This is a genomic window from Raineyella sp. (genome assembly GCF_034933565.1).
Classification (GTDB): Bacteria; Actinomycetota; Actinomycetes; order Propionibacteriales; family Propionibacteriaceae; genus Raineyella.
In genome coordinates, this window is the sequence record NZ_JAYFNG010000031.1 from 48,065 (window position 1) to 66,630 (window position 18,566).

An 18,566-nucleotide genomic window follows, 5' to 3' on the forward strand; every position below is an offset into this window, starting at 1 on the left:
GTCAGTCCTCGGGGTCGTACAGCTTGTCGAGCTTGTCGGCGAAGGCCCGCGCCACCGCGGAGCGCCGGACCTTCAGGCTCGGCGTCACCTCCCCACCGGCGACGGACAGCTCACGGTCGAGGATCTCGTAGCGCTTCACCGTCTCCCACCGCTCCAGGCGGGCGTTCGCCTTGGCCATGTAGTGGTCGATCATGCCGCGCACGTCGGGGTTCTGGGTGAGCTCGGCGTACGACAGCCCGTCCAGGTTGTGCCGCCCGGCCCACTTCAGGATGGCCTCCTCGTCGAGGGTGATCAGCGCCGAGATGTACTTGCGCCCCTCGCCCTGGACGAACACCTGGGAGACGTACGGGTTGTTGTTGACGATCGCGCCCTCGACCTTCTGCGGGGCGACGTACTTGCCGCCGGAGGTCTTGATCAGATCCTTCTTGCGGTCGGTGATCCGCAGCCGGCCGCGCTCGTCGAGCTCACCGATGTCGCCGGTGGCGAACCAGCCGTCGGCGGTGTACGCGGCGGCGGTCTCCTCGGGCAGGTTGTGGTAGCCGATGGCCAGCGCGGGGCTCTTGACGAGGATCTCGCCGTCGTCGGCGATCCGCACCTCGTTGCCCGGGATCGGCGCGCCGACGGTGCCGAGGTCGGGGTCGGCCGGGATGTCGAGGAACGTGATGGCCGCGGTCTCGGTCATCCCGTAGCCCTCGACCAGCGGGATGCCGGCGGCCCAGAACCAGTCCTGCACCTGCGGGTTGAGCTTGGCCGAGCCGGACACGAACCAGCGCACCCGCCCACCCATCGTGGCGTGCAGCTTGGAGAAGACGAGCCGGTCGGCGATCGCGTAGCGGATCGCCAACGAGCGGGGCAAGGGCCGGCGGGTGGTGAGGTACGGCAGGGACCGCTGCCCGACGGAGAACGCCCAGCGGGGGATGCGCGAGATGAAACCGCGGTTCTTCAGGATCACCGCGTTGCGGACCTTCTCGAAGATCCGCGGGGCGCCGGCCATCAGCGTCGGGCGCACCTGGCCGAGGCCCTCGACGATCCGGGAGATGTCCCCCTCCACCGCATGGACCAGGCCGCTGGCCAGCTGGATGGCGATCAGGCACTTGCCGAACACGTGGGACAGCGGCAGCCACAGGAAGTGGATCTCGTCGGGCTCGAGGACTCCCATGTCCTGGCCGACCCGGTAACCCTCGTGCGTCCAGGACCGGTGGGAGAGGCGTACGCCCTTCGGCCGGCCGGTGGTGCCGGAGGTGTAGATCAGCGTCGACAGGGTGTCGGCGCCGGTCGCGGCGATGGCGGCGTCCACGCAGCCCGGGTGGTCGGCGAGCCACGCGGCGCCGAGTGCCCGGAAGGCCTGCCAGGAGATGACCTTGCCGCCGGTGTCGAGGTCCGCCACGTCCTCCGGATCGAGGACGACGACCTTCACCACCGCGTCGAGGGTGTCCCGGTGCAGCCGGATCTTGTCGACCTGTTCGGCATTCTCGGCGAAGATGATCCGCGACCCGGAGTCCCCGAGGATGTGCGCCACGTCCTGGTCGTGGGTGTTGGGGTAGACGGTGGTGGTGGCGCCGCCCGCGCACATGATGGCAAGGTCGATCAGGATCCACTCGATCCGCGTGCCGGACGCGATCGCGACCCGGTCCTCGAGCTTCAGTCCGAGGGCGAGCAGGCCAGCGGCCAGCTCGAAGACGCGGTCGTGCGTCTCGTTCCAGCTCATCGTGGTCCAGGCGTCGTCGGCGCCACGGTAGAGGTACGCCGGGCGGGCCCCGAACTCCTCGACCGCCGACAGGAACATCCCGCCCACCGAGTCCTCGCGACGGGCACGGAAGGCCGCGGACGGTGGGGTCAGCTGCTCGAGCACGGAGTCAGCGAGGTCGGACATCTCTCTCCTTGACGGTGGACGCAACGGGCCGGGACCGGACCGCGGGGAGCGCCGGGCGGACCGGCACACGGGGACCGGCCCGGGCGACACTGACCGGACAGGCAGTGGCAGCGTATAACGTCCGATCGTGCGCCCGGGCCGGAGCAGCCCGGTCCGTCACCCGGTCGCACCCCGATTGTGGGGGTGCGACAAGACCGACCACGGTCGTCTTGGAGAGATCCGCGACCCGTACACAGAGACCCGCGGCCCGTGCAGAGACCGGCTCGTGCGCAGAGACCTGCGGCCCGTTCGGGCATTCACACGGAGCCGAGTCCTGATCCCCGGTCCCGGACCGGCCGGGTCAGCCGTCAGCGGTTGAGGGTCGCCTCCAGGCTCACGGTGATGGTGACCTTGTCGCCGAGCATGACCGCGTCGCCCTGCAGCGGGACGTTGAACTCGATGCCGAAGTCCTTCTTGTTGATCACGGCGGTGCCCTCGGCACCCATCCGGAACAGGCCGAAGGGGTCGGGGTCGACGGCACCGTTGAAGGTGGCGTCGAACGAGACCGGCTTGGTGACGCCCTTGATGGTCAGGTCGCCGTTGATCGTGTAGTCCTCGCCGTCGCCCGCCACGGAGGTCGAGGTGAAGCTGAAGGTCGGGTGCTCGTCGGCGCCGAGGATCTCCGAGGTGCGGATGTGCTCGTCACGCTGGGCCTGGTTGGTGTTGATCGAGGCGACGGCGACCTCGGCCTTGACGGTGGCGTCCTTCGGGTCGGACGAGCCGGTGACGATCGTCCCGCTGACCTCACCGAAGTTGCCGCGCACCTTGCTCATCATGTGGCGGATGGTGAACGCCACCTCGGAGTGGGCGGGATCGATGGTCCAGGTGCCGGGAACGAGTGCAGTCATGAGCGATTCCTTACGCGATGAGTGGGCCGCCTGACGGAGGCAGGCCGTTGGAGAAGCAGGGTGCGGAGGCCGTGGCACAGGCCCGGCCCCGCCGTTGCCGGCCCGCAGGCGTCAGGGGGATCCGCCGCCTGCGGACCGTCAACATCGGCAACAGTACGCGTCGATTATTGAATGATCAACATCATTCCATTGTGGCGCTCGTCACATCAGCCATCGTGCCCGAACATGCTTCGGTCGGTTCGAGCCGCTCCCAGCCGCACCCACGTGACGATTCCCACACCCGATCGGGGGGCCGGACAGGTGGTGGCAACTATTGAAGAGTCAACGTGTCGAGTACCATGGCTCCATGCCCGCAGCACTGAAGACCGCCTGTCCGCCGCGGTGGTTGGACGAACACCAGCAGCAGATCTGGCGCACCTACCTGCGGGGCGTCCACCAGCTCGACGAGTACCTCGACCGGGCCCTGCGACCCTTCGACCTGTCCCTGGCCGAGTACGAGATCCTGGTCTCACTCTCGGAGGCCGAGGAGCGCCGGATGCGGATGTCCGAGCTCGCCGAGGCGGTGCACCAGTCCCGCTCCCGCCTGACCCACACCGTCAGTCGGATGGAGAAGGCCGAGCTGATCGAGCGGCTGGCCTGCCCGAACGACCGCCGCGGCGTGTGGGCCCGACTCACCTCCACCGGGTACGACCTGCTGGTCGAGGCCGCGCCGTGCCACGTGGAATCGGTCCGCCGCGCCCTGGTCGACGCGACCACCCCGGAGGACTTCGAGGCGCTGGGCCGGGTCTTCGCCGCCGTCCTGGCCGTGCCGGACATCGCGCCGGGACGCGTCAAGCAGATCTGACCCCACGCCGCAGGGCTGACCGGCCATCGGGGCACCAGATCGACCGATGGCTCCGTGCGGCAAGATGGCCCCATGCGTCTGCCGTCCGTGCTGTCCCGTTCCCGCACCACCGAACGCCCCACGGCGATGGCCGCGGACGACTCCCCGGCGGGCCGTTTCGCCGCCGGTCTGGAGCGGGCCCGGATCGCCGACCGCTACGACACCAGCACCCTGACCCGGGGGCTCTACTCCTCCGACGGGTCGATCTACCGCCTGGTGCCGACCGGTGTCGTACGTCCCCGCAGCACGGCCGAGCTCGAACAGGTGCTCGCCAGCGCCCGGGCGGCCGGCGTCACCGTGACGGCCCGCGGGGCGGGCACGTCGTGCGCCGGCAACGCCGTCGGCGAGGGCATCGTCGTCGACACGCTCAAGCACCTGACCCGTATCCTCGAGGTCGATCCGGCCACCCGCACCGCGGTGGTCGAGCCCGGCGTGGTCCAGGCGTGGCTGCAACAGGCCGCCGCGCCGCACGGCCTGCGCTTCGGCCCCGACCCCTCCACCAGCACCCGCTGCACGATCGGCGGGATGATCGGCAACAACGCCTGCGGCCCCCGCGCGCTCGGCTACGGGCGTACGGCCGACAACGTCGTCGGCCTCGAGGTGGTCACCGGCACCGGCGAGAAGCTGGTGCTGGGCCCTGCCGAGGACCCCGCCACCACGAAGGTGGCCGACTCCCCCGCCCTGACCGCACTGAAGAAGCTGGTGGACGCGAACCTGGCGACGATCCGTACCGAGTTCGGCCATTTCTCCCGGCAGGTGTCGGGGTACTCCCTGGAACATCTGCTGCCGGAGAACGGGTTCGACGTGGCGGCCTTCTTCGCCGGCACCGAGGGGACGCTCGGCATGGTCACCCGGGCCCGGGTCCGGCTGGTCAGCGACGCCCCGCACAAGATGACCGTCGCACTCGGCTACCCGACGATGCCCGAGGCCGCCGACGCCACCCCGCTGCTGCTGGAACACCATCCGGTCGCCATCGAGGGCCTGGACCGGCGGATCGTCGACGTGGTGGCGGAGCGGCAGGGCCCGGCCGCCGTGCCGGAGCTGCCCGGTGGTGACGGCTGGGTGTTCCTCGAGATCGTCGGGGAGGACCCCGCCGAGGTCCGCCGGCGCTCCCAGGCGCTGGTCGACGCGGCCCTCGCGGCGAACCCGGCCGCCCGCGGCGGGATCGTCGAGGAGCCGGCGCTCGCCGCCCGGCTGTGGAAGATCCGGGCCGACGGCGCCGGCCTGGCCGGGGTCGCGTTCGACAAGCCCGCGTACGCCGGCTGGGAGGACTCCGCCGTCCCGCCGGCCCGGCTGGGCGCGTATCTGCGCGACCTCGACGACCTGCTGGCCCGCCACGGCCTGCGTGGCCTGCCGTACGGGCACTTCGGCGACGGCTGCGTGCACTGCCGGATCGACTGGCCGCTGACCGAGCCGGGCGGGGCGTCGGGCTACCGGGCGTTCATCGAGGACGCGGCCGACCTGGTCGCCCGTTACGGCGGCTCGATGTCGGGTGAGCACGGCGATGGGCGGGCCCGCTCCGCCCTGCTGCCGAAGATGTACTCCCCCGCGGCGATCGCGCTGTTCGCCCAGGTGAAGCGGATCTTCGACCCGGAGAACCTGCTCAACCCCGGGGTGCTGGTCGACCCGGTCCCGGTCGAGGCCGACATCCGCGCCGTCGCGGCCGGCCCGTCCGCCTTCCGCCGCGAGCACCGGCACTTCTCCGACGAGGCACACCGGTGCACCGGTGTCGGCAAGTGCATCGCCGACACCACCGCGACCGGTGGGGTGATGTGCCCGTCCTACCAGGCCACCCGCAACGAGCAGGACTCCACCCGCGGTCGCTCCCGGGCCCTGCAGGAGATGGTCAACGGCGACCTGTTCACCGACGGCTGGCGGTCGGTGGAGGTGCTCGAGGCCCTCGACCTGTGCCTGTCCTGCAAGGGCTGCCGGCGCGACTGCCCGACCGGCATCGACATGGCCGCCTACAAGGCCGAGTTCCTGGACCACTACTACGCCGGCCGGCTGCGCCCGCGGGACCACTACCTGATCGGCCTGCTGCCGATGTGGGGCCGGCTGGTCACCGGCATCCCCGGGCTGCACCGGATCGCGAACGCCGCCCTCGGTCTCGCGCCGATCGCCGCGATCGCGAAGTGGACGGCAGGGGCCGACCGACGCCGCAACATCCCGACCTTCGCCCCCGGCCGGGCGACCCGCGCCGGACGCGACCTGCTGCACCTGGAGCAGGTGCAGCACCCACGCAGGGCCCGCCACGGCGAGGTGGTGATCTGGACCGACTCGTTCACCGACGTGTTCGCCGGCGGTGCCCTGCCGTCGGTGATCAAGGTGCTGCTCGAGGCCGGCTACGCGCCGCGGCTGCTCGGCCGGGAGGCCTGCTGCGGCCTGTCCTGGATCTCCACCGGCCAGCTCGACGGCGCGCGGCGGCGGATGCGCCAGGCGATGGACGCGATCCACCCGATCCTGGCCGCCGGCACGCCGGTGATCGGCATCGAGCCGTCCTGCACCTCGGTGTGGCGCAGCGACGTCCGGGATCTGCTCCCTGATGATCCGCGCACACCGGACATGGCCGGGGTGCTCACCCTGGCCGAGCTGCTGGCCCGGACCCCGGACTACCAGGTGCCCGATCTGACCGGGACGACGATCGTCGCCCAGCCACACTGCCACCAGGCGTCGGTGATCGGCTACGCGGCCGACACCGAGCTGTTACGCCGGACCGGGGCGGAGGTCCGTACGCTCGGCGGCTGCTGCGGCCTGGCCGGCAACTTCGGCTCGGTCACCGGCCACTACGAGGTGTCGGTCAAGGTGGCCGAGCACGATCTGCTGCCGGCGATCGAGACGGCCGGTCCGGACGCGGTGATTCTCGCCGACGGCTTCTCCTGCCGGACCCAGGTGGCCGACCTGGCCGACCGTACGGCCCTCACCCTGGCCGAGCTGCTGGCCGGCTCCTCCCGGCGCTGAGGGCCACCCCGCCGGCGGGGGCAGCCCGGGCGGTGACCCCGGGCGGTCAGCCCGGGCGCGGCCTTCCGGGTGGTCAGCCCGGGCGCGGACTTCCGGGACCGCGCCGCCAGGACGGCACGGCAGCCATGAAAGGCCGACCGGCGGTGCGCGCGGTCTGACCAAGCGATCCTGCACCCGGACATTCCCCTAGTGACGGCCGAGAGTTTGGTCAGACCCTGGGACCCCCGTGGTTGCGGGGATCGGACGGACCAATGTGACCCGGTTCACGCTTCGGCACGAGGCCTGCGCACCCCCGTCGGCCACCGCCTACCGTGGAGGAACCGCACGCGTCACCGGCCACACGGGCAGCACCCGAGGCCAACCTCCGACGCCACGCGGGAGCGTACGTCGACGTACGGACGCCTCCGCGTACGCCTCCCCGAGGCTGGCGTCAGGAGGACGGACGAGGGCGCCTGTCCCCTGACCCGAAGGACCATCTCGTGTCGAAGAAGTACACCGCAGCGATTGTGGGTTCCGGCAACATCGGTACCGACCTGATGTTCAAGCTGCTCCGCAAGAGCGAGCACATCCAGCCGACGTACATGATCGGTATCGATCCCGAGTCGGACGGCCTGAAGCGCGCCAAGCGCGTCGGCCTGAAGACCTCCGCCGAGGGCGCCAAGTGGCTGCTCGCCCAGGACGACAAGCCCGACTTCGTCTTCGAGGCGACCAGCGCCAAGGCCCACGCGGCCTGGGCCCCGGCCTACAAGGAGGCCGGCATCCACGCGATCGACCTCACCCCCGCCGCCGTCGGCCCGTTCCTCTGCCCGCCGGTCAACCTCGAGTCGCTGACCGACGTGATGAACGTCAACATGATCACCTGCGGTGGCCAGGCGACCACCCCGATGGTCGCGGCCGTGTCCCGGGTCGTCCCGGTCGACTACGCCGAGATCGTCGCCTCGATCGCCTCGAAGTCCGCCGGCCCCGGCACCCGCGCCAACATCGACGAGTTCACCGAGACCACCTCGGCCGCTCTCGAGGCCGTCGGCGGCGCCAAGAAGGGCAAGGCGATCATCATCCTCAACCCGGTCGAGCCGCCGATGATGATGCGCAACACCGTGTACTGCTCGCTCCCCGCGGAGGCCGCCGAGGCCGGCGCCACCCAGGACGCGGTCCGTGACTCCATCGCCCGCATGGTCGAGACCGTCCAGTCCTACGTCCCGGGCTACAAGCTCGTCGCCGAGCCGCAGTTCGACCACGCCCGTCCGGAGTGGAACGGCTGGGGTCGCGTGACCTGCCTGATCCAGGTCCGCGGTGCCGCCGACTACCTGCCGGAGTACGCCGGCAACCTCGACATCATCACCTCCGCCGCCACCCGCACGGGCGACCTGCTCGCCGAGCGCATCGAGGCCGGCGCGTCCCAGGAAGGGGTGCGCGCATGAGCGCCGCCAAGCACACGCTGGATCCGAACAAGACGTACGCCACGCGCATCATCGACACCACGCTGCGCGACGGGTCGCACGCGGTCCGCCACCAGTTCACCCTCGACCAGGTCAAGGACATCACCCGCGCCCTCGACACAGCCGGCGTGGACATCATCGAGGTGACCCACGGCGACGGTCTGGCCGGCTCCTCGTTCAACTACGGCTTCTCCCGGGTCAACGAGATGGACCTGATCGAGGCCGCCAAGGGCGAGGCGAAGCACGCCAAGATCGCCGCGCTGATGCTGCCGGGGCTGGGCACCCTGCACGAGCTGCGTGAGGCGAAGGAGCGCGGCATCGACGTGATCCGCATCGCCACCCACTGCACCGAGGCCGACGTCTCGATCCAGCACTTCCAGGAGGCCCGGGCGATGGGCCTGGAGACCGCCGGCTTCCTGATGCTGTCGCACATGATCGAGCCCGACCAGCTGGCCAAGCAGGCCCGCATCATGGCCGACGCCGGGTGCCAGTGCGTGTACGTCGTCGACTCCGCCGGCGCGATGATCCTCGACCAGGTCGGTGACCGCGTCCGGGCCCTGAAGGAGGAGCTCGGTGACGACGCCGAGGTCGGCTTCCACGGCCATCAGAACATGAGCTTCGGCGTCGCCAACTCGGTGTACGCCGTGGCCGAGGGTGCCACCTGGATCGACGGGTCGCTGCGCGGCCTGGGCGCCGGCGCCGGCAACTCCCCGACCGAGGTGCTGGTCGCGGCGTTCGAGCGTCTGGGCATCAAGAACAACGTCGACACCATCAAGATCCTGGCCGCGGCCGAGGACGTCGCCGCCCCGATCATCCCCCGCCAGCCGATGATGGACCGCGCCTCGATCATCCAGGGCAAGGTCGGCGTCTACAACTCCTTCCTCTTCCACGCCGAGCGCGCCGCCGATCGCTACGGTGTGCCGGTCCAGGACATCCTGGAGGAGGCCGGCCGTCGTGGATACGTCGGTGGCCAGGAGGACATGCTGATCGACGTGGCGGTCTCGCTGGCCGCCGGCGGCAGCGCGGCCTGATCGGTCACCTCACCACCACTCAGCGCGAGCGCCCGGGGTCCTGCCCCGGGCGTTTCTGCGTTCTGCCCAGCACTTCTGCGTTCTGCTCGGCGCTTCTGCGTCCGCCGGACGCTGTGTGCCCCCGAGTATCCGTGCGCACCGACACCGGCGGGCGCCCTGCAGCCGATCGACCCGACGGACTTGACAATCGGGCCTTCCCCCTTCCATCGGTCTGACCATCATCGACGGAGGCGTTCGGCAAGTTCCCGTCCCGCCTTCCGGTACCCGAGGGCCACCCCAGTCCACCGCATCTCGTAGTACGACAAATACCGTAGTCTCCTTGTCCAGCCGCTGGACGGAATGTGACGCACGTCTCGTTCCTTGTCGTTCCGCGGATCTGCGCGCCTTTCAGCGCCTTCGGGGGACGTAGGGGCCGCCTCAGGGCGGCCGACGTCACCGGACCGCGATATTGACAGGTACAGTGTGACCACGGTGCCACCCTGCGGCACTGTTTCCTGTTGAATGCACCCTCAACGGTGCACCACCGGAGGTGAATGGATGACAACGGGCCAGCGCGACAGCCGGACTGCCGTCGACAAAGCATTGGCGCTGCTTCGGGCCTTCGGGGACGAGGTGACGACGGGCGTGGGCGTGAGCGAGCTGGCACGTCGCACCGAGCTCAGCAAGTCGACCGCATTCCGTCTGCTCGGGATCCTGGAACGCAACGGCGCGGTCGAACGGGCCGGCAGCAACTACCGGCTGGGACCGATGATCCATGACCTGCCGACGCCCGAGTCGGCGCCGGAGATCGACATGCTGCGGGACGTGCTCACCCCCTTCCTCTCCATCCTCTACGAGCAGTCCCGCCAGACCGTACACCTCGGCGTGCTGCAGGGCACTGACGTGGTCTATCTGAACAAGCTGCACGGGTTCCACCGGGTGCCTTCGCCCTCCCGGATCGGTGGCCGGGTGCCGGCGTACTGCACCGGCATCGGCAAGGCGATGCTGGCGTACGACCCGGTGCTGATCGACCAGGTCAGCAGCGGTGAGCTGCCGGCGATCACCCCGCACACCATCACCGATCCTGACAAGCTGCGCCGTCAGCTGGCCCGGGTCAAGGAGCAGGGCATCGCCTTCGACTTCGAGGAGGTGCGTCGCGGACTCAACTGCGTCGCCGCCCCGGTGATGTCGCCGACCCACACCCCGGTCGCCGCGCTGAGCATCTCCGGCCCGGTCGGCAAGTTCGACCCGCGCCGCTGGGCCACCCCGCTGCGCCAGATCTCCTTCGAGGCCTCCAAGGTCTACGCCGCGCAGCTGCGGGCCCGTCGCCAGCGTGCCGCGACGATGAAGTCCGCCTGACCACCGGCCACGACGTCGGCCGGTGGACGCCCACCACGACGTCGGCCCCCGGCACGCTCGCCGGCACCGTCGGCTCAGAGAACAGCACGCACACGCACCACGGGGGCTCCGTACCGGATCCGGTACGGAGCCCCCGGCGGTGTCTCGGCGACCACCCGGGCCCCCGGTCGGACCGGGACCGCAGGGCCGTGGCGTTCAGTCGCGGGTGAGGCGACGGTGGGCGGTGCGGTGCGGCCGGGCGGCCTCGACCCCGAGGCGTTCGATCTTGTTCTTCTCGTAGTCCTCGAAGTTGCCCTCGTACCAGAACCACTGGGCCGGGTCCTCCTCGGTGCCCTCCCAGGCCAGGATGTGCGTGACGACGCGGTCGAGGAACCAGCGGTCGTGGGAGATCACCACGGCGCATCCGGGGAACTCCAGCAACGCGTCCTCGAGCGACTGCAGGGTCTCGACGTCGAGGTCGTTGGTCGGCTCGTCGAGCAGCAGCAGGTTGCCACCCATCTTCAGGGTGAGAGCCAGGTTGAGGCGGTTGCGCTCACCACCGGAGAGCATCGCCGACTTCTTCTGCTGATCCGGGCCCTTGAACCCGAAGGAGGCGACGTAGGCGCGGGAGGGCATCTCGAAGTTCGCGACCTTGATGAAGTCGAGCCCGTCGGAGACCACTTCCCAGACGTTCTTGTCGGGGTCGATGCCGGCCCGGCTCTGGTCCACGTACGAGATGGACACGGTCTTGCCGAGATCGAGCTCGCCGGTGTCGGGGGTCTCCTGGCCGACGATCATCTTGAACAGGGTCGACTTGCCGACGCCGTTGGGGCCGATGACGCCGACGATGCCGGCCCGCGGCAGCTCGAAGCTGAGCCCGTCGAACAGCTCACGGTCCTCGAACGCCTTGTGCACGTCGGTGGCCTTGAGCACGTCGTTGCCCAGGCGCGGGCCCGGCGGGATGTTGATCTCGGAGGTGTCGAGCTTGCGGTTGCGTTCGGCCTCGGCGGCCAGTTCCTCATACCGGGCCAGACGGGCCTTGTTCTTCGCCTGGCGAGCCTTCGGGCTGGACCGCACCCACTCCAGTTCCTTCTCCAGGATCCTGGCGCGCTTCGCGTCCTTCTGACCCTCGATCTGGAGTCGCTTGCGCTTGGTGTCGAGGTAGGTGGAGTAGTTGCCCTCGTACGGGTGCAGCTGGCCGCGGTCGACCTCGCAGATCCAGCTGGCGACGTTGTCGAGGAAGTACCGGTCGTGGGTGACGGCCAGCACGGCGCCGGGGTAGGACTTGAGGTGGGCCTCGAGCCAGGCGACCGACTCGGCGTCCAGGTGGTTGGTGGGCTCGTCGAGGAGCAGCAGGTCGGGCTGCTCGAGCAGCAGCTTGCACATCGCGACGCGCCGGCGCTCACCACCGGACAGGACGTCGACGATCGCGTCGCCCGGCGGACAGCGCAGGGCGTCCATGGCCTGCTCGAGCTGGGAGTCGAGGTCCCACGCATTGGCGGCGTCCAGGTCGGTCTGCAGATCGCCCATCTCGGCCATCAGGGCATCGAAGTCGGCGTCGGGGTCCGCCATCTCCATGCCGATCTCGTTGAACCGGTCGAGCTTGCCCTTGATCTCGGCGACGCCCTCCTGGATGTTCTCCAGCACCGTCTTGCCCTCGGTGAGCGGCGGCTCCTGCAGCAGGATGCCGACCGAGGCGCCCTTGGAGATCGTCACGTCGCCGTTGTCGGGCTGGAGGAGCCCGGCCATCAGCTTCAGCATCGTCGACTTGCCGGCACCGTTGGGGCCGACCACACCGATCTTGGCATCGGGGAAGAACGACATCGTGACGTTGTCGAGGACGACCTTGTCACCCAGCTTCTTGCGGACGTTGTGCATCGTGCAGATGAACTCAGCCACGAATCACTCCAGCTTTCTCACGTACGGACCCGGACAGGATCCGGGAGGGCGGGCACGGCGCGAGGGCACGCCGTCGCCAGTATGCCAGCGACGACGAGGTCACCCCAATCCTCACGCCGTGCCCGCCGAGCCGGTGGCACACCCTGTCCCTGCCGGGTCAGGCGACGGCCTGCCCGTACGCTCGGCCGTCGTCGTTCGCGGCATCCTCCAGCGGGCGGTCATCGTCGGAGAGCGAGTGGTGGTCCACCGCGGCCCCGCCGAGGAGCGGACCCGCGACCTCCTCGACAGCCGTCCCGGCGGGGGTGGCGAACGGCTCGTCGTCGGCCTGCGGCTCCGTCGCGAGCTCGTCGGCGCCGGTGGTCGGGGCCGCTGCCTGGGCCGGTGTCCCCGCCCGGCTGCGGCGCAGGACGAGGACGGTGCCGCGGTTGAGGTCGGGGCCGATGGACAGCGCCTCGACCTCCTCGCGGGTCTGCACGACACCTTCCTTGTCGGCCCACTCGTGGGTGCGGATCCTGCCGTGGACGATGACCGCGTCCCCACGGCGCAGGGAGCTGAAGGCGTTCTCGGCGAGGCGCCGCCAGCAGGTGATCCGGTACCAGGTGGTGACGCCGTCCTGCCAGACGCCGTCACGCTGGATCCGTGGCGTGTTGGCGATGGAGAACTCGGTGAACAGGTGCTGCTCTGGGCCCACCGCGCGGATCCGCGGGTCGGCGCCCAGGTTGCCGGTGAGCGTGATGATGGCGTCCATGGTCTTCCTCCGGTCGTGTCTGCCCAGGTCGGCAGTGGTCTCCCCCGCAGGGTGGGACACCCGCCCGGTACGGCGGCCCTCCACCGGACGCGCTGTGGACACCGGCCCCGGAGCGCCGGGGCCCTGTGGACGGAGCCTGTGAACGGAGGGCTCAGCCGGCGGCGTTCGCCAGCGCGGTGCGTACCTTCTCGTAGCGGTCCAGCTCCTCATTGACCGGGTGGACGACCAGTTCGCGGGTGACCGTGTCGATCTTGCCCAGCAGGGCCCGGCGCGCTGTGGAGACCTTGCGGCGGGCACCGATCTCGACCCCGATCCGGCTCAGCCCGCCGACGACGAGCCCGAGCACGACCCCGCCGGCCACCAGGGCGGTCGGGGCGGGGATGCCGCGCCAGGCGAGGTCGGGCAGCGGGGGCATCCGCAGGTAGAGGAGGGCGACGTCGGCCCCCAGCCAGGCCAGCCCGACGAGGACGACCGCGATCAGCACCCACTGCACGACGCGGATCACCGTCCACCACCGCCGGTTCCGGTGCATCTGGAGGTTCGTCGAGGCCACCGCCCGGTCCAGCGCGTCGGCCAGGTCACCGGTACGGGAGCGGGCCGCGGCCCGTACCGCCTGGGCCCAGCCGTGGGAGAGCCCGGCAGAGGCCTCGTCGGCCAGGACGCGCAGAGCGGTGTCGACCTGCGCAGCAGGGACACCCTGCATGGCGGCGACCGACGTACGGGCCACGGCCGTCGGCGCGTGGGCCGCGTCGATCCCGGCCTCGAGCTCCCGGCGGCTGCGCCGGCGGGGGGCCAGGTCGAGGTGGAGGCGCCGCAGCGGATCGGGGCGCAACGTCGCGACCCAGGAGATCAGCGGCCAGCCGGTGGCGCCCCGCCCGCGGCGACGCCAGGCCTGCCCGACCGCCTCGGTCACCGCCGGAACCCCGGCGGCGCGGGCACAGGCATCGTCGAGCGCTGCCACGGTCCGGTCGCTGACCTGTACCGCGGCCGTGGTCCCCGAGGCCCGGCGGAGCCGTTCGACAACGCTGCGGACGTCCACACCGACCCGGTCGGCGACCGCCTGCTTGTCCCGGACCCGGCCGGCGAGAACGGTGCGCAGCTGCGCGAGACCTTCGCCCGTGACCGCCGAGACCGGGTGGACCGGCACGTCCTGCAGGGCTTCGCGGTCGAGCAGGCCACGCAGGTCGTCGACGGTGCGGTGGCGGTCCTCCGGTGGGAGCCGATCGACCTGGTTGAGGACCACCATCATCACCGGAGCGTATTCCCGCAGCGGGACCAGGTAGTTGTCGTGCAGGGCGGCGTCGGCGTACTTCTGTGGGTCGACGACCCACACGAGCATGTCGACCAGCCGGACCAGGCGGTCGACCTCCATCCGGTGGGTGATCTCGACCGAGTCGTGGTCGGGCAGGTCGAGCAGGACCAGGCCGTCGAGCTCGGTCCGCTCGCCGGGTGCCCCGACATGGTGGCGACGCTGCACCTGCAGCCAGTCGAGGAGTTCCCCGGTCGGTTCGTCACCCCAGGTGGCGGCGGTCGGGTGGGCGGTGGTGGGGCGTCGGACCCCGGGCGTGGACACCTCGCTGCCGGCCAGGGCATTGAACAGCGTGGACTTGCCCGAGCCGGTCGCCCCGGCCAGGGCCACCACCGTCGCGGCGCCGGAGAACCGGAGCCGCTGCCCGGCCCGGCGGACGACGCCCAAGGCCTCCGCGACCAGTTCCGGGTCGACCCGCCCGGTAGCGGCTCCGGCTGCCGCGTCCAGGGACCGCAGGCGGTCGGCGAGTCCGGGTCTCGACGGTCTGGCCATCACTTCTCCTGGTCGAGGTGTGCGGCCTCGGTGTGGTCGCGCCACCAGTCGGCTTCGGGTCGCAGCAACCCTGCGGGATCGGCCGGCCGCACGGGATCGTCGCCCGCGGTCAGAGCCGGTGTGTCCCCGGTGGGAATGCGCGCGGTGTCGCTGGCCCCCGCGGGAGGATCCACCGTGGGAGTGCCCCCGGCCATGGCGGCCGGTTCGTCGGCAGTCCCGGTGGACGGGCCCCCGGCGGGCACGGCGGGCAGCTCTCCCCCGGCCGCGGCGGGCAGCTCTCCCCCGGCCGTGACGGGCATCCCGGGGAGCAGGCCACCGGCGGCCTCCGCCTCGACCGCCCGGACGGCGGCCCGGATCTCGTCGGACTGCTGTGGCCGCACCTGCAGTGCGACCAGGGTCTGGTGGTAGCGCAGCAGTGCCGAGGACATCAGGACCTCCACCCGTTCGTCGAGGTCGTCCTTGGCCTTCTTCGCCATCCGGCGGACGTTCTCGTCACCGAACACCGCCTCCAGCAGGCTCTGCGCCAGCGCGACCGAACCGCCGGCGATGCCCACCTCGGCGCCGGTGAGCCCACCGGTCTGGGAGAAGATCAGCACCATCAGGGTGGCGGCGACACCGTTCACGCCGAGCGCGAGGTAGCGGGCGGTGAGGCGGCGCGGGCCGCTCTCCTCGCTGACCATGCCGAACACCGCGCCCTGCCATTCCCGGATCATCCGGGCCACCTGGTCGTCGAAGTCGTGCGCCGGGGTGGCCAGATCGACGGTCGCCGACTCGAGGACGTGGCGCCCGGCGGGGTCGCCCCGCCAGGCGGCCTCGGCGCGCTCGGCGGCGGCGCGGCCCTCCTCGATGATCAGCGCCTCCAGGCCCGACTCGACGGCGACCTTGACGTGGTCCGCCTCGACCCGCTGCCCCCGGAACACCGCCATCAGGCGATCGCGCAGCAGGCTGATCCGGTTCTCGACTGCCCGCATGAACTCGCCGGTGCCGACGAACTCGTGCCAGCGGGCCAGCACCTCACCGCGCAACAGGGTGCCGTCGGCCGTGCGCAGCTTCACCGCCTTCACGGCCTGGTCGTACGCCCGGTTCGCGTCGTCACGCAGCTGGGTGACCGCCCCGACCTGCTCGTCGACCGCCGTGGCGATGGCGGGGGCGCGTCGTACGGTGTCGTCGATGGCCCCGGACAGCGTCGCCCGGACGACCTGCTGGCGGGTCTGTTCGTTCGCCACCAGGCCGGCCAGCCAGCCGCGGATCGGCGAGACGGCGGCGTTCGGCAGGATCCCCTGGGCGTCGACGGAGGTCTCGGGGACGGCGAACAGCGGTGCGGAGCCCAGCCCGCGGTGGGCCATCATCTGGCCCAGGTGGCCGGGGATGTCGCGCATCGCGGCCGGTGGCACCCGATCCAGCACCACCCCGACGACGACGTGGCGCTGTGCGGCGCCGTTGAGGAAATCCCACGGGACGGCATCGGCGTACCGGGCCGCCGAGGTGACGAACAGCCACATGTCGGCCGCCGCGAGCAGCTGCCCGGCGAGCGTACGGTTCTCGTCGACCACCGAGTCGATGTCGGGGGCGTCGAGGATCGCCAGACCGCGCGGCAGGGTGGGCTCGGCGACCAGTCGCAGCGCCTTGCCGCCGCCCGCCTCGCCGGTGGTGCGAGCCAGACCGGGCAGGATGCGCTGGCCGGTGAACCAGCCGGCGTCCTCGGTGTTGTGCACCAGCACGGGGTGACGGGTGGTCGGCCGGATGACGCCGGAGCTGGTGACGGGGCGCCCGACGAGGGAGTTGACCAGGGTCGATTTGCCGGCCCCGGTGGACCCGCCGACGACGACGAGCAAGGGTGCGTCCAGTCGGGCGAGCCGCGGCAGGACGTAGTCATCGAGCTGGGCGGCGATGGCGGTGGCCTCGGCCCGGGCCCGGTCCGCCCCGGGGATCGGCAGCGGGAGGTGGACGTCGGCCACTGCTGCTCGGAGCTCCTCGAGCGACTCGGCCAACCGTCCCGTCATGGATCCTCCTACTGCTCAGGTGGGCCCCAACGCGGATCCACCGGCGAGTACTCGATGCCTGATGATCCTAGCGGCCCGGGGTCGATCGGCTGTCGTACCGGTCCGGACCGGCCGGCGGTGCGCGTGCGCAGGGCCCGGTGCCACCGGCGCCAGGGGTAGTCGATGGCCCCCTCCCCGATCAGGACGGCGGCCGGGCGGGCGACGCGCATCTCGCCCAGCAGCTCGGCCTCACGGTCGGTGCCGGCACGGTCGACCAGGCCGCGTCCGACGGCGTCGCGCAGGTAGGCGAGCTCGAGCGCGTCCCGCTGGAGGCGCCACGTCGCTCGCCAGGCCGCCGGGCCGCGCCACAGCGCGTACCACCGGGCCCGGCGGCGCACCCGTACGGTCCCCAGGGCGCGGGGGTCGTCGGCCGCCAGCCACCCGAACCGTACGTATTCCTCCAGCCGGGCCCGGACCACGGCGCGTTCCCGGCGCAGCTGGTTGAGCAGCATGCCGATGACCGTGCCGACCAGCGACAGGGCCACGAACCACAGCATCAGCCCGACCGGGGAGTCGGCCGACGCCGTGAAGTTGAAGACCATGTGGAGCAGCACCGCGACCAGGTAGCCGGTGAGCGGTGCCAGCACCCGCACCCGTCGGCTGCGGGCGACCAGTGCGGTCGCCAGCCCGATGCCGGTCATCATGGTGAACAACGGGTGGGCGAAGAACGTCATGCCGCCGCGCATCAGGGCCAGTTGGTTCATCGCCTGTTCGGCGCTGACGCCGGTGCCGGAGGTGACGGTCACGTAGCGGTAGATCCGGCCGTAGTAGACGATGTTCTCCACGAATGCGAAGCCGGTGCCGGACAGGCCGGCCAGAGCAACGACGGACACCCACGACGTCACCCGGTTGCGCAGCAGGATCGCGATCCAGAACACCACGGTCGCCTTGGCCGCCTCCTCCACGAAGGGGGCGATGAAGACCGCGCCCCGCAGGCTGGTGGCCGGATCACCGTTGCCGACGACCGACAGGTGCGCGGCGGCCCAGGTGTTGATCGGGGCCGCGATCGCGGTCGAGACCAGACCACCCCAGACCAGCGCGATCGTCCACAGCCACAGCCCCTGCGGCCGCAGCCGGTCGGACAGGATCAGCAGCAGCGCGAGCGGGACGGCGCTGAACGCGGCCAGCCGGGCGGCCTTGGGGATCACCGCGGTGCCCAGCCCCTGGATGGTGCCGCTCGCGGTGGCGTGCTCGGGCACGAAGAGGTTCCAGTTGACGACGAACGCGGCGATGAAGAGGAGCACCGTCACCAGCGACATCCACAGGCGCCAGTCGCCCAGCAACCGGCGCGGCAGCGGCACGCTCCGCTCGACCGGCGCCGGCAGGCCGTTGCGCCGCCGGTCCCGGCGGACCTCGCGGCGCGCGTCACGATCCACCTCTCGCCGCGGGCCGCCGACGGCGGGCAGACCGTCGCCCACCGGGAGCCGTACGGGGTCGGCGGCCGGGCGGCGGGTCGTGACTGACATGTCGCCAAGGCTACCCAGCCACGGAACGCCGGCGCCGGACAGCGGCCTGCGCCCGAGGTCGTACAATCGAGCGCACTGCCCCCATAGCTCAGCTGGACAGAGCAGCAGCCTTCTAATCTGCCGGTCGTGCGTTCGAGTCGCACTGGGGGCGCCGAAGCGGCGCCACCAAGGGGGCCCATCCCCAGCCGGGGCGCCCCCGGCGGGTCGGCGACCCCAGGGCGG

The 18,566-nt window shown here is 71.2% G+C and carries 12 protein-coding genes and 1 tRNA gene; 6 read left to right on the forward strand and 7 right to left on the reverse strand.

The window, feature by feature from the left end; translation table 11 throughout:
- Position 1 precedes the first annotated feature (1 nt).
- Both VB059_RS09870 and VB059_RS09875 read right to left on the reverse strand, forming a co-directional pair.
- Positions 2–1,873, reverse strand: coding sequence for a long-chain fatty acid--CoA ligase (locus VB059_RS09870; RefSeq protein ID WP_323421854.1), 1,872 nt, complete (start codon positions 1,871–1,873; stop codon positions 2–4).
- Positions 1,874–2,220: 347 nt separating this feature from the next.
- Complete coding sequence (locus tag VB059_RS09875) at positions 2,221–2,760, reverse strand: YceI family protein (RefSeq protein ID WP_323421855.1); 540 nt, start codon at positions 2,758–2,760, stop codon at positions 2,221–2,223.
- 346 nt (positions 2,761–3,106) lie between these two features.
- Here VB059_RS09875 and VB059_RS09880 point away from each other — a divergent pair, with 346 nt between their 5' ends.
- The 5 genes from VB059_RS09880 (at position 3,107) to VB059_RS09900 (ending at position 10,409) form a co-directional block, all read left to right on the forward strand.
- Positions 3,107–3,604, forward strand: coding sequence for a MarR family winged helix-turn-helix transcriptional regulator (locus VB059_RS09880; protein ID WP_323421856.1), 498 nt, complete (start codon positions 3,107–3,109; stop codon positions 3,602–3,604).
- Between the two features lie 72 nt (positions 3,605–3,676).
- Complete coding sequence (locus tag VB059_RS09885; RefSeq protein ID WP_323421857.1) at positions 3,677–6,601, forward strand: FAD-binding and (Fe-S)-binding domain-containing protein; 2,925 nt, start codon at positions 3,677–3,679, stop codon at positions 6,599–6,601.
- 479 nt (positions 6,602–7,080) lie between these two features.
- Positions 7,081–8,022 (forward strand): acetaldehyde dehydrogenase (acetylating), encoded by a 942-nt coding sequence (locus VB059_RS09890; RefSeq protein WP_323421858.1) that lies wholly within the window; start codon positions 7,081–7,083, stop codon positions 8,020–8,022.
- Entirely contained in the window at positions 8,019–9,071 is a 1,053-nt protein-coding gene (gene dmpG, locus VB059_RS09895; RefSeq protein ID WP_323421859.1) for a 4-hydroxy-2-oxovalerate aldolase, read from the forward strand. The genes VB059_RS09890 and dmpG overlap by 4 nt, the downstream gene beginning before the upstream one ends.
- Before the next feature lie 537 nt (positions 9,072–9,608).
- Positions 9,609–10,409, forward strand: coding sequence for an IclR family transcriptional regulator (locus VB059_RS09900; RefSeq protein WP_323421860.1), 801 nt, complete (start codon positions 9,609–9,611; stop codon positions 10,407–10,409).
- A 195-nt stretch (positions 10,410–10,604) separates the two neighbouring features.
- On the opposite strand, the gene ettA is transcribed toward VB059_RS09900, so the two are convergent.
- The 5 genes from ettA to VB059_RS09925 form a co-directional block, all read right to left on the reverse strand.
- The gene (ettA, locus tag VB059_RS09905) at positions 10,605–12,287 is read right to left on the reverse strand and encodes an energy-dependent translational throttle protein EttA (protein ID WP_323421861.1); all 1,683 of its coding nucleotides are present in this window, start codon (positions 12,285–12,287) and stop codon (positions 10,605–10,607) included.
- Between the two features lie 157 nt (positions 12,288–12,444).
- Complete coding sequence (locus VB059_RS09910; protein WP_323421862.1) at positions 12,445–13,035, reverse strand: single-stranded DNA-binding protein; 591 nt, start codon at positions 13,033–13,035, stop codon at positions 12,445–12,447.
- Between the two features lie 151 nt (positions 13,036–13,186).
- Positions 13,187–14,836 carry a GTPase gene (locus tag VB059_RS09915; protein ID WP_323421863.1) on the reverse strand — a complete coding sequence of 550 codons (1,650 nt, stop codon included), beginning with the start codon at positions 14,834–14,836 and terminating at the stop codon, positions 13,187–13,189.
- Positions 14,836–16,839, reverse strand: a complete 2,004-nt coding sequence (locus VB059_RS09920) for a dynamin family protein (protein ID WP_323421864.1) — start codon at positions 16,837–16,839, stop codon at positions 14,836–14,838. The genes VB059_RS09915 and VB059_RS09920 overlap by 1 nt, the downstream gene beginning before the upstream one ends.
- Before the next feature lie 8 nt (positions 16,840–16,847).
- Positions 16,848–18,344, reverse strand: coding sequence for a PrsW family intramembrane metalloprotease (locus VB059_RS09925; RefSeq protein ID WP_323421865.1), 1,497 nt, complete (start codon positions 18,342–18,344; stop codon positions 16,848–16,850).
- Positions 18,345–18,421: 77 nt separating this feature from the next.
- Between VB059_RS09925 and VB059_RS09930 the strand changes: the two genes are divergently transcribed.
- A tRNA-Arg gene (locus tag VB059_RS09930) sits at positions 18,422–18,495 on the forward strand.
- Positions 18,496–18,566: the final 71 nt, after the last annotated feature.

What these genes read in the sequence shown, in the direction of transcription:
- VB059_RS09900 (WP_323421860.1), top strand. Translation starts at nt 9,609, where the DNA reads ATGACAACGGGCCAGCGCGACAGCCGGACTGCCGTCGACAAAGCATTG.
- VB059_RS09915 (WP_323421863.1), bottom strand. Translation starts at nt 14,836, where the DNA reads ATGGCCAGACCGTCGAGACCCGGACTCGCCGACCGCCTGCGGTCCCTG.
- dmpG (WP_323421859.1), top strand. Translation starts at nt 8,019, where the DNA reads ATGAGCGCCGCCAAGCACACGCTGGATCCGAACAAGACGTACGCCACG.
- VB059_RS09920 (WP_323421864.1), bottom strand. Translation starts at nt 16,839, where the DNA reads ATGACGGGACGGTTGGCCGAGTCGCTCGAGGAGCTCCGAGCAGCAGTG.
- VB059_RS09885 (WP_323421857.1), top strand. Translation starts at nt 3,677, where the DNA reads ATGCGTCTGCCGTCCGTGCTGTCCCGTTCCCGCACCACCGAACGCCCC.
- VB059_RS09870 (WP_323421854.1), bottom strand. Translation starts at nt 1,873, where the DNA reads ATGTCCGACCTCGCTGACTCCGTGCTCGAGCAGCTGACCCCACCGTCC.
- VB059_RS09910 (WP_323421862.1), bottom strand. Translation starts at nt 13,035, where the DNA reads ATGGACGCCATCATCACGCTCACCGGCAACCTGGGCGCCGACCCGCGG.
- VB059_RS09880 (WP_323421856.1), top strand. Translation starts at nt 3,107, where the DNA reads ATGCCCGCAGCACTGAAGACCGCCTGTCCGCCGCGGTGGTTGGACGAA.
- VB059_RS09925 (WP_323421865.1), bottom strand. Translation starts at nt 18,344, where the DNA reads ATGTCAGTCACGACCCGCCGCCCGGCCGCCGACCCCGTACGGCTCCCG.
- VB059_RS09875 (WP_323421855.1), bottom strand. Translation starts at nt 2,760, where the DNA reads ATGACTGCACTCGTTCCCGGCACCTGGACCATCGATCCCGCCCACTCC.